The organism is Stenotrophomonas sp. 22LJNL06-5-1 (assembly GCF_056861455.1).
This window is the reverse complement of the sequence record NZ_JBSPUE010000002.1, coordinates 505155-520414: the sequence shown is the minus strand read 5'-3', so window position 1 is coordinate 520414 and position 15260 is coordinate 505155. Positions and strand designations below refer to the sequence as shown.

Annotated in this window: 15 protein-coding genes; 2 read left to right on the top strand and 13 right to left on the bottom strand. The window is 68.5% G+C overall.

All coding sequences use genetic code 11. The annotated features are described in order from the left end of the window. Positions 1 to 52: 52 nt before the first annotated feature. The 6 genes from AC13GF_RS07975 to AC13GF_RS07950 form a co-directional block, all read right to left on the bottom strand. Entirely contained in the window at positions 53 to 979 is a 927-nt protein-coding gene (locus tag AC13GF_RS07975; protein WP_483004244.1) for a FecR family protein, read from the bottom strand. Beyond that, complete coding sequence (locus tag AC13GF_RS07970; RefSeq protein ID WP_033833924.1) at positions 976 to 1485, bottom strand: RNA polymerase sigma factor; 510 nt, start codon at positions 1483 to 1485, stop codon at positions 976 to 978. The genes AC13GF_RS07975 and AC13GF_RS07970 overlap by 4 nt, the downstream gene beginning before the upstream one ends. 124 nt (positions 1486 to 1609) lie before the next feature. Then, positions 1610 to 2116 carry a hypothetical protein gene (locus AC13GF_RS07965; protein ID WP_483004243.1) on the bottom strand — a complete coding sequence of 169 codons (507 nt, stop codon included), beginning with the start codon at positions 2114 to 2116 and terminating at the stop codon, positions 1610 to 1612. Between the two features lie 97 nt (positions 2117 to 2213). Continuing rightward, positions 2214 to 2438, bottom strand: coding sequence for a hypothetical protein (locus AC13GF_RS07960; protein WP_483004242.1), 225 nt, complete (start codon positions 2436 to 2438; stop codon positions 2214 to 2216). After that, a complete protein-coding gene (locus AC13GF_RS07955; RefSeq protein ID WP_483004241.1) occupies positions 2435 to 3136 on the bottom strand; it encodes a glutamine amidotransferase in 702 nt (233 codons plus the stop codon). Before AC13GF_RS07955 ends, AC13GF_RS07960 begins: the two co-directional genes overlap by 4 nt. Beyond that, positions 3133 to 3906 (bottom strand): YggS family pyridoxal phosphate-dependent enzyme, encoded by a 774-nt coding sequence (locus tag AC13GF_RS07950; RefSeq protein WP_483004240.1) that lies wholly within the window; start codon positions 3904 to 3906, stop codon positions 3133 to 3135. The genes AC13GF_RS07955 and AC13GF_RS07950 overlap by 4 nt, the downstream gene beginning before the upstream one ends. A 76-nt stretch (positions 3907 to 3982) precedes the next feature. On the opposite strand from AC13GF_RS07950, the gene ptsJ reads away from it, so the two are divergent. After that, positions 3983 to 5269 (top strand): MocR-like B6 salvage transcription factor PtsJ, encoded by a 1287-nt coding sequence (ptsJ, locus tag AC13GF_RS07945; RefSeq protein WP_483004239.1) that lies wholly within the window; start codon positions 3983 to 3985, stop codon positions 5267 to 5269. A gap of 102 nt (positions 5270 to 5371) precedes the next feature. Here ptsJ and AC13GF_RS07940 read toward each other — a convergent pair whose 3' ends face one another. The 7 genes from AC13GF_RS07940 to AC13GF_RS07910 form a co-directional block, all read right to left on the bottom strand. Continuing rightward, on the bottom strand, positions 5372 to 5878 hold the full coding sequence (locus AC13GF_RS07940; protein WP_483004238.1) for a hypothetical protein: 507 nt from the start codon (positions 5876 to 5878) through the stop codon (positions 5372 to 5374). An 81-nt stretch (positions 5879 to 5959) separates the two neighbouring features. Then, positions 5960 to 9070 carry an error-prone DNA polymerase gene (locus tag AC13GF_RS07935; RefSeq protein ID WP_483004237.1) on the bottom strand — a complete coding sequence of 1037 codons (3111 nt, stop codon included), beginning with the start codon at positions 9068 to 9070 and terminating at the stop codon, positions 5960 to 5962. Between the two features lie 6 nt (positions 9071 to 9076). Continuing rightward, positions 9077 to 10486 (bottom strand): Y-family DNA polymerase, encoded by a 1410-nt coding sequence (locus AC13GF_RS07930; protein ID WP_483004236.1) that lies wholly within the window; start codon positions 10484 to 10486, stop codon positions 9077 to 9079. 9 nt (positions 10487 to 10495) lie between these two features. After that, positions 10496 to 11110, bottom strand: coding sequence for a translesion DNA synthesis-associated protein ImuA (gene imuA / locus AC13GF_RS07925; protein WP_483004235.1), 615 nt, complete (start codon positions 11108 to 11110; stop codon positions 10496 to 10498). Between the two features lie 391 nt (positions 11111 to 11501). Further along, on the bottom strand, positions 11502 to 12509 hold the full coding sequence (locus AC13GF_RS07920; protein ID WP_005410050.1) for a cyclase family protein: 1008 nt from the start codon (positions 12507 to 12509) through the stop codon (positions 11502 to 11504). Between the two features lie 35 nt (positions 12510 to 12544). Next, a complete protein-coding gene (locus tag AC13GF_RS07915) occupies positions 12545 to 13195 on the bottom strand; it encodes a DsbA family oxidoreductase (RefSeq protein ID WP_483004234.1) in 651 nt (216 codons plus the stop codon). A gap of 92 nt (positions 13196 to 13287) precedes the next feature. After that, positions 13288 to 14238 carry a LysR family transcriptional regulator gene (locus AC13GF_RS07910; protein WP_483004233.1) on the bottom strand — a complete coding sequence of 317 codons (951 nt, stop codon included), beginning with the start codon at positions 14236 to 14238 and terminating at the stop codon, positions 13288 to 13290. Between the two features lie 142 nt (positions 14239 to 14380). Between AC13GF_RS07910 and AC13GF_RS07905 the strand changes: the two genes are divergently transcribed. Continuing rightward, complete coding sequence (locus AC13GF_RS07905) at positions 14381 to 15259, top strand: sterol desaturase family protein (protein ID WP_483004232.1); 879 nt, start codon at positions 14381 to 14383, stop codon at positions 15257 to 15259. The last annotated feature ends 1 nt before the right edge of the window (position 15260 follow it).

The window sequence follows — 15260 nt, the reverse complement described above, 5'->3', positions numbered from 1 at the left end:
GGGCTGACGCAGAGCGTCGTCATCCTGGGTAGACGCAGCCGCAGGCCGGATGTCAGGGTCCATCACGCTGTTCCCTGCGTGGCGGCAGCCACACCTGTATGCCGGCGCCGAGGCGCAGCACGCGCACCTGCAACTGAGTGGCCAACTGGTCGCGGTTGCTGGCTGCACCGTCGGCACTGCCAAGCAGGGTGACCGGCTGCTGGCGCAGCTGCTCGCCGACGACCCACGTGTGCCCACCGTGCCAGCGGTCCAGGCCCTGCGTGACGTCGGCCAGCGGGGCCGAGACCCAGTGCAGGCGCCGCTCGCGCCAGGCCAGTGTTCCGGGTGCGGCGGTTGTTGCATGGGTTGTTGCCTGCCCATCGAAGCGCAGCTGCTCGCCGTCGTTGGCCAGCATGCTGACGTTGCCGCTGTCCACGCGCACGCGATGCTCGGTAACGGTGACCACGCTGCTGTTGCCCTGCACGGCAAGATCGAATGCGGTCCCCAGTGCAGTAACGGTGCCCTGTGGGGTGTGTACCTGGAAGGGCCGGTCGGCATCGGCGGCGACCTGGAACCAGGCCTGGCCACGCTGCAGCTGGAGCTGGCGGCGCTGCCCATCGATGCGCACCTTCACTTCACTGCCGGGTGACAGCAGGACATGCGAGCCATCCGCAAGGGTCTCCTCGCGGATCTCGCCAGCGGCCGTACGCAGTACCTGCGCCACCGGCGGCGAGGCATGGCGGCTGTAGAGACCCAGCACGCACAGCAACAGAACCGCAATGCCAGCTTCGCGCAGGCGACGGCGTTGCCTGCGCTGCTGTTGCCGCTGCAGGCTGGGCAGCGTCGCGCCTGCCTGCCACAGGTGCTGCAGATGCTGGTACTGCGCGGCATGGCGGGGGTCGGCCTGGTACCACTGGTCGAACGCATTCTCGTCGCGGTCACCGTCGTGCCCGTCCAGCCACCAGCGTGCGGCTTCGCGCGCGATCGCGTCCTGGCTCATGCGCCGGGCACCTGCTGCAGGGCGACGAGGGCGCGCAGCAGATGGCCGTGCGCGGTCTGCCGGCTGATGCCGAGCTGGCGCCCGATCTCGGCCAGCGCCAATTGTTCAACCCGCGCCAGCAGGAACACCTGGCGCGAGCGTGGTGGCAGCGCGGCGATGATCGCGTCGAGGTGGCGCAGCTGTTCGGCGTCGAGCAGTCGCTGCTCGGGCAGTGGTGCAGGATCGGCGATGGCCTGCAACTGCGTGTCATCCAGTACCTCTTCGCGACGGCGCTGGCGCTGCCGGTAGTGATCCGCGATCAGGTTGTGGGCGACGCGGTACAGATAGGCGCGGCCATTGCTCAGCAGGCCACTGGCGGCGACTTTGACGACACGCAGCCAGGTTTCCTGGACGACGTCATCGGCGTCGCTGCGTTGCGGGAGTTTGCGGCGGACATGGGCGTGCAGCGGCCGGTAATGGGCCGCGCACAGCTGCGCGACATCCGTCGGTTCGACAGGCGTGGACACGGGGCGGGCGACAACTGGGAAAGGGAACAGCCCGCGGCGGCAAGGGCAGCGGCTGCACCTTACAGCAAAAGAGAATCATTTGCATCTATGGCGCAAGGCACAGCACGCATGGGTCACCGCGGCGTCAGCGCGGGCGATAGTCGCAGTGGATCTGCAGGGCTTCGGTGGCGTTGTGATGCAGCTCGAAGCCGCAGTGCTGCAGGCTGCGCTTCACCCGCGTGACCGCTTCGGCATGGTGGGCGACGCGACGATCCTGCCAGCGTGGTGGGGTGAACACGCCCAGGGGCAGCAGCCGCAGCCGCTTGCCGTGCAGTACCAGTGAAACATCGATATGACGGCCATCGATGTCGTGGCCGTTGGCACCGAAGATGGCATCGATCTCATCGCGGCGCTGTGGATAGCAGGTGCGGAATACTGCAATACCGAGCCATCGCACCGCGCGGCGGAAACCACCGAGGCGGCTGTGGCTGGGTTCGAAGCCACGGGTAAGCAGCAGGCGCAGCCCGGCAGGCAGCATTGCCTGCGCGTCGAGCAGGCGTTGCAGTACCTCTTCTTCCAGTTGGATGCGGGTGGAGGGCCAGCGCGGGGCGATGAGCAGTCCGTGGTGGTTGCCGCGTTGCAGGGTCAGCATGGTGGAAGATTGGCATGCCGGAATACCGTCGGGTAGTGCCGGCCGCTGGCCGGCAGATCCGGATGCCGGCCTGCGGCCGGCACTACCGTGACGATCGTCAGATGTCGCGGTACTGGACCTGCGAGGCCAGTACCCGCAGGCCATCGGCATTGCTGGACAGGATGCGCTCTTCGCCGACACCTTTCTGCCGCTTCAACTGGAAGCCCTGATCGGCAGGCAGCTGTGCGGCAATGGCGTCCATGCGTTGCAGGGCATCGGGGCCGCTGCAGTCGAAGTGGCCCCAGTGGGCGCCATCGCGGTGGATCTGCAATCGGTAGTTCATTGCGGTGTCTCCGGCAGGTCCTGCAGCCAATGGTCGAACATCGCGGTGGCGGCCGCAGCCAGCGGTGCGCCATAGCGACGCGCCTGCGCACGCAGTTCGTTGGGATCGATGCCGGCCTGGGCCAGCTCCAGCGTGTGGCCGATCAGCCAGCGCTCGAACTGGCGGGCGTCCAGTTCCGGATGGCATTGCAGGGCCAGTGCGTGGCTGCCGATGGCGAACGCCTGGTGACGGCAGGCCGGCGTACTGGCCAGGCGGCGTGCACCGGCCGGAAGTTCGAACGTCTCACCATGCCAATGCAGTACCGGAATGCCCTGCAGGGACTGCAGCGGCGAACGCTGGCCTTCATCGGTCAGCAGCAGTGGCGCAAAGCCGATTTCCTTGCCGCCACTGGGAGCAACGCTGGCACCGAGTGCCCGCGCCATCAGCTGTGCACCCAGGCAGATGCCGAGGGTCGGCCGCTGCTGCTGCAGCCGGCGCTGCAGCAGGGTGATGCTGTCGTTGACGAAGGGATAGGTCCCTGTGTCATTGGCACTGATGGGACCGCCCAGCACGACCAGCAGGTCGGCGGTTTCGGCCGGATCGAGCACATCGACGCCGGCCTGCAGCAGCTGCAGCTGCCAGCCTTGCGCCAACAGCAGTGGCTGCAGGGTGCCAAGGTCTTCAAAGCCAACGTGTTGCAGGACAACCGCGTGCTTCATGCCGGGGCTCCGCTGTTCGGCCAGTAGAAGCTGTCCGGGGTGGCGCGGGCGCCGAAAATGGCCTGGCCGACGCGGACCACGGTGGCACCTTCCTCGATGGCCACTTCGAAATCACCGGACATGCCCATCGACAGCTGCGACAGGTCCAGGCCGGGCGGGGCGGTGCGTTGCAGCTGGTCGCGCAGTTCGCGCAGGCGCACGAAGCAGGCGCGCACGCGCTCGACGTCGGGGGTGAAGATGGCCAGGGTCATCAGGCCGCGCACGCGCAGGCGATCGAACGCGGGCAGCTGCTGCACGAAGGCCTCGACCGCGTCGGGTTCCAGTCCGTACTTGCTGGGTTCGGCCGAGGTGTTGACCTGCACGAACACATCCAGCGTGCGCTCTTCCAGTTGCAGGCGCTGCTGCAGGGCCTCGGCCACGCGCAGGCTGTCCAGTGCCTGGAACTCGCTGGCAAAGCGCGCCACGTAGCGCGCCTTGTTGGTCTGCAGATGGCCGATCACCGACCAGTGCACGCCCAGGTCGGCCATCGTTTCGGCCTTGCGCTGCGCTTCCTGCACCTTGTTCTCGCCCAGTTCGTGGCAGCCTGCGGCCACCGCCATGCGGATGCGGGCGTCATCGACGGTCTTGCTGACCGGCAGCAGGCGCACGCTGGCCGGGTCCCGGCCGACGCGGGCGCAGGCATCGGCGATGCGTTGGCGCACCGTGACCAGGTTGGCGGCGATCTGTTCTACGGACTGGGCAACGGGCCAGTCGGCAGCGGCAAGGGGCATGCGGGCACCTCCAATGCAGGGCGGCCAGGGTGGGATACACTGGCACAGGACAAGAGATATTTTGGCATAGGACAAAATGAAAATCACCGGGCATAGCGCCGAGTCGATCTTCGACAGCATCCGCGACGGCATTGGCAAGGGCCGCCTGCCGGCCGGCAGCGTGCTGCCGCCGGTGCGTGAACTGGCCGAGCAGCTGGGGGTGAACCGCAACACCGTGGCCGCTGCCTACAAGCGCCTGGACGCGGCGGGCCTGGCCAGTACGGCCGGTCGCCGCGGCACGGTGGTGCGTGGCCTGCCGCCGACGCTGGCGCGCGAGGGCAGTACGCCCGGGCTTGCCCTGCAGGATCTGGCCGGTGGCAACCCGGATCCGCGCCTGCTGCCGAACCTGCGCCTGGTCCCGGCTGCACCACGGCTGTATGGCGTGGGCACGGTCGACCCGAGATTGCAGGCGCTGGCGCGCGCCTCGCTGGATGCGGACTGCCCGGAGGGCTATGCGCTGGAGCTGACCCATGGCGCGGTCGATGGCATCGAGCGCCTGCTGGCGGCGTGGCTGCTGCCGGGGGATCGCATCGCGGTGGAGGACCCGTGCTTCCTCGGCAGCCTCAACGTGCTCAATGCCGTGGGCCACGCGCCGTTGCCGGTGGCGGTGGACGCGCATGGCATGCAGGTCGAGTCGCTGCGGCAGGCACTGGAGGCCGGCGCACGTGCGGTGTTGCTGACGCCGCGGGCACACAACCCGACCGGGGCCAGTCTGGATGCGAAGCGGGCGCGGGCGTTGCGGCAGTTGCTGGCGGCCTACCCGCAGGTGGCGGTGCTGGTCGACGACCATTACGCGCTGCTTTCGCAGCAGGCCTATCACTCGGTGCTGCCGCTGGATGGCCGGCGCTGGGCGTTGCTGCGTTCGTTGTCCAAACCGCTCGGCCCGGACCTGCGGCTGGCCTGGCTGGCCTGCGATGAAGAAACCGCGATGCGGTTGCGGCTGCGATTGGCGTCCGGTACCGGCTGGGTCAGTCACCTGCTGCAGGATGCGGCGACCTCGGTGCTGGCGTCGGCAACGCAGCGGGCGAAGATCGCCTCGGCAGGTGAGCGTTACCAGCAGCGCCTGCAGTCGCTGCAGGAGCTGCTGCGGGCGCGTGGCATGCCGACGCCGCAGCCGATGGAGGGGTTGAACCTGTGGCTGCCGTTGCAGGCCGACAGCCATCCGCAGGTGCTGGCGCTGGCTTCGCGCGGATGGCATGTGCGTGCAGGCGAGGTGTTCGCGGTGGCTGCACCGGGGCATGGCCTGCGCATCACCTGCGCGGCACTGGGGCCGGCGCAACTGCGGCAGCTGGCCGATGACCTGGCGGCGGTGTGCGGTCTGTAGCGTTGAGCCATGCTCGACTTTGCTTCGCCTTTGTAGAGCCGAGCCATGCTCGGCTGCTGTTGGTAGATGCAGTCGAGCATGGCTCGACGCTACAGAAGCAGATCAGGGCGCGGCAGTGGCGCCGGGGCGCACGTAGTAGGACTGGCCGCTGTCATCGACGAACATCAGCTCTGGCTTGCCCTGCCAGGAGGTGAGCATGGCGCCGGTGTTGTTCTGGTGCTTGACCATCAGGCTGGCGCCGCGGTCCGGGTTGGCGACGACCTTGAATACTTCCGTGGTGCCGGTGGCATCGTCGAGGGTGAGCAGGGCTTCGCCACCACGGTCGCTGGTAGCGTAACCGCCGCGTTCGGTGCCATCCGGGCCGAGCAGGATCAGGCCGGACAGGGCGGTGGCGCGCGGCCCCTGGGTGCGGCCCTGGCTGAGCGGATCGGGAACCGGTGCGCCGAGGATCACCCGCGGCTGGCCGCTTGCATCGTGGATGACCAGCCCGCGTGCCTCGATGATGCGCTGTGGCGATTGGCTGCGATGCAGGCTCCAGGCGGTCCAGCCGGAAACAAGCAGGGCGAGGGTCGAGACCACCAGGGTGGTCAGCAGCAGCGCACGGGACATCGGGTCGTCCTTCCTTGGATCTGCCGACGATAGCGGATGCGGACCGGCAATGGCCAGTTCGTTGTGTGACGTTGTGTATCGTCAGTGGAAATCGCGACTGTGGCTGCGCAGTCCCTGCAGCAGTTCATCCAGGCAGTGCATGCGCTGCACGATGACGTGCTGCACGCCATCGACGCGTTCCAGGCGGCCATCGATCTGCATCAGCTGGGTATCGACCAGCACCCGGTGCTGGCGATCTGCCAGGTGCCGCCAGACCACGGCGTTGACCATGCCGGTCTCGTCTTCAAGGGTGAGGAAGGTGACCCCACTGGCGGTCTGCGGGCGCTGGCGCATGCGCACCAGGCCGGCGATGCGCACGCGACGGCCATGGCCATGCCCGGCCAGTTGTGCAGCGTCCAGACAGCCGCGGCTGCGCAGCTGCACGCGCAGGAACGAGATCGGGTGGCGGCCGAGGGTGGTGCCGGTGCTGCGGTAATCGGCCTGCATGTCCTCCCAGACGCTGGGCAGGGGCAACGGCACGCGGGCTTCGGCGGTGGCACGGGCCTGGTCGAACAGTGGCAGCCGGTTTTCCACGCCAGAGATATCCCAGCGTGCACGATGGCGATGGCCGCTGAGCCCACGCAGTGCACCGGCATCGGCCAGCAGGCCCTGTTGGCGGCGGTCCAGAGCGGTGCGCTGGCACAGGTCACCCACATCGTCGAACGGGCGCCGCGCACGTTCGCGCATGATGGCCTGAACGGCCGCTTCGTTGCAGCCATCGACCAGGCGCAGGCCGAGCCGGATCGCCGCCGCGCCCTTGCTGTAATCCAGCGTGCAGTCCCAGTCGCTGTGGCGCACGTCCACCGGCAGCACGCGGATGCCGTGCCGGCGCGCGTCCTGAAGGAGCTGGTCGGGGCTGTAGAAGCCCAGTGGCTGGCTGTTGATCAGGCTGGCGGTGAACGCGGCCGGGTGATGGCACTTCAGCCAGCAGCTGGCATAGGTCAGCAGGGCGAAACTGGCAGCATGGCTTTCCGGGAAGCCGTAATCGCCGAATCCCTTGATCTGCTCGAACAGATGCTCGCCGTATTCGCGGCTGAAGTTGTTTCTCAGCATGCCGGACAGCAGCTTCTCGCGGTGCGGCTCCAGACCGCCGCGGCGCTTCCAGGCCGCCATCGAACGGCGCAGGGCATCGGCCTCGCCGGGGGTGTAGCCGGCTGCATCCACCGCCAGCTGCATCACCTGTTCCTGGAACAGCGGCACGCCCAGGGTGCGCGCGAACACGCGCTCCAGCTGCGGCGGGTACAGTGGCTCCTCCAGGTTGTCCAACGCCTCTGGACCCTGTTCGCGCAGCAGCCGGCGTCGCTCCAGGTAGGGGTGCACCATGTCGCCCTGGATCGGGCCGGGGCGCACGATCGCGACTTCGATCACCAGATCGTAGAAATTGCGCGGCTGCATGCGGGGCAGCATCGCCATCTGTGCGCGCGACTCGATCTGGAACACGCCGATGGTATCGGCGGCGCTGATCATGTCGTAGGTCGGGGTGTCCTCGTCGGGGATCGCATCCATGCGCCCGCTGTGCAGGCCATGTTGCTGCAGCATGGCCAGGCACTTGCGGATGGCGGTGAGCATGCCCAGCGCCAGGCAGTCGACCTTCATCAGGCCGGTGGCATCGAGATCGTCCTTGTCCCATTGGATGACGGTGCGATCGGCCATCGCCGCGTTTTCCACCGGTACCAGCGTCGATAGCGGGTGCTCGGAGATCACGAAACCGCCCGGGTGCTGCGACAGGTGGCGCGGGAAGTCGATCAACTCGGCGGTCAGCGCCAGCAACCGCCGCATCAGCGGTGTTTCCGGATCGAAGCCGCGCTCGCGCAGGGTCTCCGGCAGTGGTACGTGCCCGCCCCAGTGGTCCATTGCCGCGCCCAGTTCGTTGATCTGGTCCATCGGCAGGCCGAGTGCACGGGCCACATCGCGGATCGCGCTGCGGCCACGGTAACTGATTGCCACCGCAGTCAAGGCGGCGCGTTCGCGGCCATAGCGCTTGAACACGTACTGCAGTACTTCTTCGCGGCGCTCGTGCTCGAAATCGATGTCGATATCCGGTGGTTCATCGCGCTCAGCGGAGATGAAGCGCTCGAACAGCAGGTTGCTGCGTGCCGGGTCGATCTCGGTTACGCCCAGCACGAAGCACACCGCGGAGTTGGCCGCCGAGCCGCGGCCCTGGCAGAGGATGTCCTGGCTGCGCGCGAAGCGCACGATGTCCTGCACGGTGAGGAAGTAGGAGGCGTAGTTCTTCTGCCGGATCAGCGCCAGTTCGTGTTCGATCTGCGTGCGCTGCGCTGGTTCGATGCCGCCTTTCCAGCGCCACGGGATGCCGCGCTCGACCAGCACGCGCAGCCAGCTGTCCGGATCGTGGCCCTCCGGCACCAGCTCGCGCGGATAGGTGTACTGCAGCTGCTCCAGGGTGAAATGGCAGCGCTCGGCGATGTGCAGGGTCTCGGCCAGCAGTTCGGCGGGATACAGCTGGGCCAGTGCGGTGCGCGGGCGCAGGTGGCGCTCGCCGTTGGGAAACAGGCGCCAGCCGGCTTCGGCCACGCTGCAACGGTGGCGGATCGCGGTCAGCGTGTCCTGCAGGGCGCGACGGCGTCGCACGTGCATGTGCACATCGCCACTGGCGACCAGCGGCAGGCGATGGCGTTCACCGAACGCCTGCAGCTGCTGCAGGCGGCGTGCGTCGTCGTGTTCGTGGTGCAGTTCCACCGCCAGCCACAGGCGATCGCCGAAGCCGGCGCGCAGCAGTTCCAGATCGGTGGCCGCCGGTTGCCGGTCCAGCCACAGGCACAGCAGGCCGTCGGGCAGGCCGAGCAGGTCCTCGCGCAGGCAGCGGTACTCGCCCTTGGCCGCGCGCCGCCGGCAGGTGGTGATCAACTGGCAGAGCCCCGCATAGGCGGCCTGGTCGGTGCACAGCAGGGCCAGCTTGGGTCCGTCCTCGACCTGGAATTCGGCGCCGACGATCAGCGCCACGCCATGCGTCTTCGCCGCCTGCCAGGCACGCACGATGCCGGCCAGCGAGCATTCGTCGGTGATCGCCAATGCGCGGTAGCCCTGGCCGGCGGCGCGCGCGAACAGTTCTTCGGCGATCGAAGCACCGCGCTGGAAACTGAAGGCCGACAGGCAGTGCAGTTCGGCGTAGCCGGGCAGTTCGCTGTGCATGGTGGCTCAGCCGAACCAGCCGTGCAGCATCCACGGCGCATGCGGGTCGTTGCGGTCACGGAAAGCCCAGCCGCGCTGGCCGTGTGCGGTTTCCACCACGTAGTAGTCGCGGCGCGCGTCGGCCTGGTCCCACCAGCCCGATTCGATCCGCTCCGGTCCGGTGACGATGCGCAGCCGTGGATCACGCAGCGGTTGCGGGGTGCCCAGCAGCCAGCCGGGGCGCAGCGGCCAGTACGACGGAGGCTTGGCCGGTGGCTGGATGCCACTGGCGCGTTCGGGGCGATGGTCGGCCTGCACTGCCAGCGGCTGCACGGCGTCATCGCCCAGCCGCGCGCGCAGGCGCTCGCGCAGCTGGTTCCAGGGCATCGCCTGCGCCGGCCGGGTATCGAACAGGTCACGCGCGGCGGGCACGAACGGTGGCAGCTGCTCGGCCTGCAGGCGCAGTGCACGGCTGCCGGCGGGCAGGGCGAAGGCTTCCATGCGGTTGCGTGCGATCTCGAACAGCAGCGCGGGATCGCGTTCAGGCGCCAGCAGGCCGATGGTCAGCACGCTGGCCGGCAGCAGGTCGTGCTCGAAATGCAGGTCGAAACGCTGCACGCCGCCATCGCGCGAACACAGGAACGCGGCCAGGTCCAGCAGCAGGCGGCGCAGCGGGAACAGCAGGGCCTGGCTGGATTCGATCTCGTACTCGAATTCGATGCGTGCATCGAAACGGTCCGGTGGCTGGTAGTAGCGCAGTGGCGCGGTAGGTAGCCCACGCAGCGCATCCAGCTGCTGCAGTACCTCCGGTGCGAAGCGCCGGGCCAGGCTGTCGCGAGGGAGTTCGAGCACCGCACCCAGTGTGCGCAGGCCGGAACGGCCGAGCACGGTCACCGCGTCGCTGGGCAGGCCACAGCGTGGCAACGGCAGCTGCGCCAGTGCCGCTGGCAGCTGCTGCGCATCGATGCCAAGGCCGTCGTGGACGTTGGCCAGCACGCGCGCGGCATGCGCGGTGGGCGCGGCCACCAGGCGATGGCGGAAACCGAGCTCATGCAGTTCGTTGCGCAGGCGCTTTTCGATCGTCAGCCAGTCACCGAACAGGGCACGGCTGGCGCCGATCTCCATGACCAGCGCGTGCGGAAAATCGAGGCTGACCTGCGAGCTGTAGGCGTAGGCCCAGCTGGCCAGCAGCTGCCGGGTCTGCTGTTCGGCGTCCGGGTCGTAGTCGTGCAGGTGCATGTCCTGCACCAGTACCTGCGCAGCCGACAGCAGCATGCCCGGGCGCAGCCCCGCTGCGCGTGCCGACGGGCTGACCGCACGCAGTACGCGACGCTGTGCTGGCCCCTGCAGCAGCACCAGTGGCCGCTGCGGATCCGGCTGCAGGCGCAGCACGCTGTCCAGCGCCAGCTGCGGCAACAACAGGCAGGCCCAGTGCATGGCGCGGCCTCAGTGGGCGATGGCCAGCGGCAACGGTTGCGCCGGCGGCAGGCCGCCACGGCACTTCAGTACCCGCACCTGGCCGTGGTCGAGCTGCAGGCGCAGGCTGGCCGGAGAGGGATTACGCGCCGCCTGCGCCTCGCGGAACACGAAGCCCAGGCACTGGCCACTGTCGGCAGCCACCTGCAGCCGACGCAGGGCGCGGTCGTCGGCCTGGTGTGGCCAGCACAGCACCGCGGCACAGGCCGCAGAACGCAGGCATTGTTCGGTGGCCCACAGCGCCTGTTTTGGTGCGGCGTGGATGATCTGCAGCTGGGCCAGGTCCAGCCCGGCGGCCGCCCAGGCCGGGGCATGCGGGCGATAGGGCGGGGCGACCAGCACGATCGGCCGGCCGCGCTGGCTCAGCTTGGCCAGTGCCGGCCAGACCAGCGCCAGCTCACCCACCCCTGGCGCCGCCTGCAGTACCTCGCACAGCCCGCTGGCCGGCCAGCCACCGCCGGGCAGGCGCGCGTCCAGTGCCGGGTGGCCGCTGGCCAGGTGGTCGCTGGCCGGCCCCTGGCGGGCCGGGCCGCGCCACAGCTGGCGCCCGTCCAGCAGCCGGTCGAGGGCGACGACGGCACCCATCAGCCGGTCCTCCAGGGGAGGCGCCGGGTGGGCTGGAAGCGGCAGGAATGGGCGGAAACGGCGGGCATGGCGCGAGTATCGACGGGCCGGTATCAGGGGCTGAGACCGGACATGCTACTCGCGTTGTGAGTAGAATTACTAATGAAATCGCAGGGTCGGGTTTCAGGTTGCTGAAGGGGTAAAGCATCCACGCATGGCGTGGATCTACTGAAGAGAGCCCCGGCAAATCCATGCCGCAGCCTGGTAGATCCACGCCATGCGTGGATAGCGGTAAAGCGCGGTGCCGACCAAGGTCGGCACCCACCCGGCATGGGACGGAATGCCGACCCAGGTCGGCACCCACCCGGCATGGGACGGAATGCCGACCCAGGTCGGCACCCACAGGCCCCGGTTAGGGGCGGACCGGCAACGCCACCGGGCGCAGCGGCGCGGCATCGCCACCGCGGATCTTCAGCGGGCCGCCGATGAAAGCGAACTCGTAGACCTTGTCGCGGGCCAGTTCGTCCAGCGCCACCAGCTCGATGATCGGCGCGCCCTGCTGGGCCAGCAGGTAGGTGTGCAGCGGCACGTAGTCGTCGGACACCTCCGAGGGGAAGGTCTCGAAGCTCAGGTTGTCGGCGCCGACGATCATCGCGCCGCTGTCCTCAACCAGGAAGCGCGCCGCGTCCAGGCCCATGCCCGGCGGGTTGGCCATGTAGGCCTTGGGCTGTTCGAACAGGCGCATGCGGCCGGTGCGGATCAGCACCACGTCGCCCTGCTGCAGTTTCACCTTCTGGCGTGCCAGCGCATCCTTCAGGTCCTGGCGGGTGACGCGGTAGCTGTCCGGCAGCATGTCCACGCCCTTGGCGGCGGCCACGTCGATCAGCACGCCACGCGCGATCAACGGCGGGAACTTCTCGATGCCGGTGACATTCCAGCCACGGTCGCCGAGGTGCTTGTCGGCCTCGAAGCCGTTCCAGATCTTTCCATGGATGCCGAAGTGGTTCAGCGCATCGATGTGGGTGCCGGTGTGGCTGTACATCGAGAACGCGGTGCCGGTGTAGCTGCGGGTGAGGTTCATGGTTTCGCCCACGCCCATCGGATCATCCATCACCGTGCCGCGCGGGGTGTGGGTCATCCAGAACTGGTAGTGCGGGTCGCCGGCATCCTGCCAGCTGGGCATGCCGACGTAGTATTCGGTGGCCAGGTCATAGGCCTTGCCGCCGCTGACCCGCGACAGGATCGCCGCACGCGAGGCCTCGGTGATCAGGTTGAGGCGACCGATCTCGTCCTTCGGCCCCCAGGGGCTGGTGCCGACCTGCTGGCCGGAGGGAACGCGTTCGTGCGCGGACACGGTGGTGGAAGCGGCGGTGCCGGCCAGCAGCAGGGCCAGCGCGGTGGCCAGGGTACGTGGGGTCATGGGAAATCTCCTTGCAGGGTGGGGGATGGTGCGGCTCAGGCCGCGACCAGGTGCGCCAGGGCCTGGCGCAGTTGCGGCAGCGGCAGGGTCTGCAGGCGCAGGCCGTTGCCGCCGATCACGGTGGGTATGGAACGAATGCCGAGGGCAGCGGCTTCGGCACGATCGGCCTGCACGTGCTGGCGTACCGCGTCGCTGCGCATGTGGTCAGCGAAGGCGCCACGTGGATGGCCCAGCGATTCGGCGATATCCAGCAGTACTTCGGCATCGCCGATGTTGCGGTGCTGGTGCAGGTGCGCCCACTGCACGGCATCGAACATCGCGCCATGGGCGTCGTTGCCATCAAGCATGCCGGCGGCCTGGCAGGCCAGTGCGCCGAGCCAACCGGATGGATACTCGAAGTCCTGTGCGCGCATGCCTTCGATATCGATGCGCGCGGTGTCTTCATGCGCGGCGCAGTCGGTCCAGTGGCGCAGGATGATCGCCTTGGCGCGCTCCATCGAGCCGAACACCTCGACCATCTGCGCGCGCGAGTCCTGCAGCACGAAGCTGCGGTGGCGCACCTGGATGCCGAGTTCGGCCGAGACCTGCTGCAGGCGCGGGGCCAGCACGAAGCACCAGCCGCAGACCACGTCGTGGAAGAAATCGACCACCGGCGCTGCGGTGGCGGGGGAAGGAACGGAAGACATCTGCCTGCCATCGGTGAGAGGGGAGGCGGCAGATTAGGCAGCGCGGCGTGGCCGAAACAGCACGCCGCGGGCAGCTCAGTTTTCGCTGGCGGTTACGAATCCAGGCCAGCGCAGCCGGGCAGCTCGGCGTGCAGGAAATCGATGAAGGCACGCACCTTGGGCTGCAGGTGGCGCGACGTGGGGTAGACCGCATGCACGAAGCGTGGCGGATAGCGGTGGTCGGGCAGCACCTGCTGCAGTTCGCCACGGGCCAGCGCCGGTGCCGCCAGGAACGAGGGCAGGGCGCCGATGCCCATGCCCGCCACCAGCAGGTCGCGCAGCAGCAGGCTGTTGTTGACGGTGACGCGCGCCGGCAGGGTGATCGTTACCTGGCCATCGGGGCCGAGCAGCGGCCAGCTGCCGGGCGAGTCGGACAGGCTGTAGGCCAGCACGCTGTGCGCCTGCAGGTCATCCACCGCCTGCGGTGCCGGATGCTGCTGCAGGTAGGATGGCGCTGCGCACAGCACCTGCTGCAGCGAGGCCAGGCGCCGTGCCACCAGCCGCGAGTCATCCAGTTCGGCACGCAGCCGCAGCGATACATCGAAACCTTCGCCGACCGCATCGAGCAGGCGGTCTTCCATCACCAGGTCCAACGACAGCTGCGGATGCTGCTGCAGGAAGCGTGGCAACAGCGGTGACAGCGTGCTCAGCGCGAACGACTGCGGTGCATTCACGCGCAGGCGTCCGGCCACGTCGCCGCGCTGTTCGGCGATGCCGCGTTCCAGCGCGTCCAGCTCGTCGAGCAGGCGGCAGCATTCGCGGTAATAGGCGTGGCCGGTCTCGGTCAGGCTCATGCGCCGCGTGGTCCGCTGCAGCAGTACCACGCCCAGATGCGCTTCCAGCGTGCGCAGCTGTTTGCTGAGCCCGGCGGGCGACATGCCCAGGTCTTCGGCAGCGCGGGCCAGCCCGCCGCGTTCGACGATGCGGCGGAAGGCACGCATCAGGTTGAAGGAATCCATGCCGGCCCCGGGCGCGATGAGGGCGCCATTGTAGATCCACGCCATGCGCGGATGTGGGAAACGCGGCGCCGATCAAGGTCGGCGTCTACCAGGTGCGCGCGGGTTGCGCCGTTTGTTCAAGCCAGCACCCCATACGCGGCGCCAGCATGCAGGCCCCTCACTTCCCGGGTTGCCCATGAAGCACTGGATGCTCCGCCTGTATGCCCCGCTGTTCCTGCTTGGTTTCGTCTCTGCCGCCATCGTCTGGGTGGGGCACCGCCACGGTGATCCGTTGTGGCTGCTGGCCTTGCTGGCGGCTGCCATCGCGGTCTCGTTCGCCGCCGAGCGTGCCTGGCCGTACGACCCCGCGTTCAACCACGACCACGGCGACAGCCTGCGTGACACCCTGCATGCACTGGTCAACGAAAGCCTGAACCTGCTGTCGATCGCCGCGGTGCCGCTGCTGGCGGCAATCATTCCGTGGCAGGCCTGGCCCGTGCAGTGGCCGTTCGCGTTGCAGGTGCTGCTGGCCATCGTCTGCGCCGATCTCGGCATCACCCTGGTGCACTACGCCAGCCATCGCATCGGCTGGCTATGGCGCCTGCATGCCGTGCATCACAGCGTCACCCGCATGTACGGTTTCAACGGCCTGATGAAACATCCGTTGCACCAGGCGGCCGAAGCAGTGGGCGGCGTACTGCCGCTGCTGCTGCTGGGCCTGCCGATACCGGTGGCCGCGGTGTTGGCCTTCGCCATTGCCATCCAGCTGCTGCTGCAGCATTCCAACGTGGACATGCGTCCCGGCGTGCTGGGCCGGGTGATGGCCTGGGCGCCGCTGCACCGCTTCCACCACATGCGCTACGGCACCGCCGGCGACGTCAACTTCGGCCTGTTCCTGACCGTCTGGGATCACCTGCTGGGGACCGCCTTCGATGCGCCGGACTATCGCCTGGGGACGCGTGACCTGGGTATCGGCAGCCAGCCGGAGTATCCGCGCGACTATGCGGGACAGCTGCTGGCGCCGTTCCGCGAACTGCCACATGGCGAGGTGCCGGAGCTCCCGGAAGGTCTGCGCAGGCGCGGGTGAT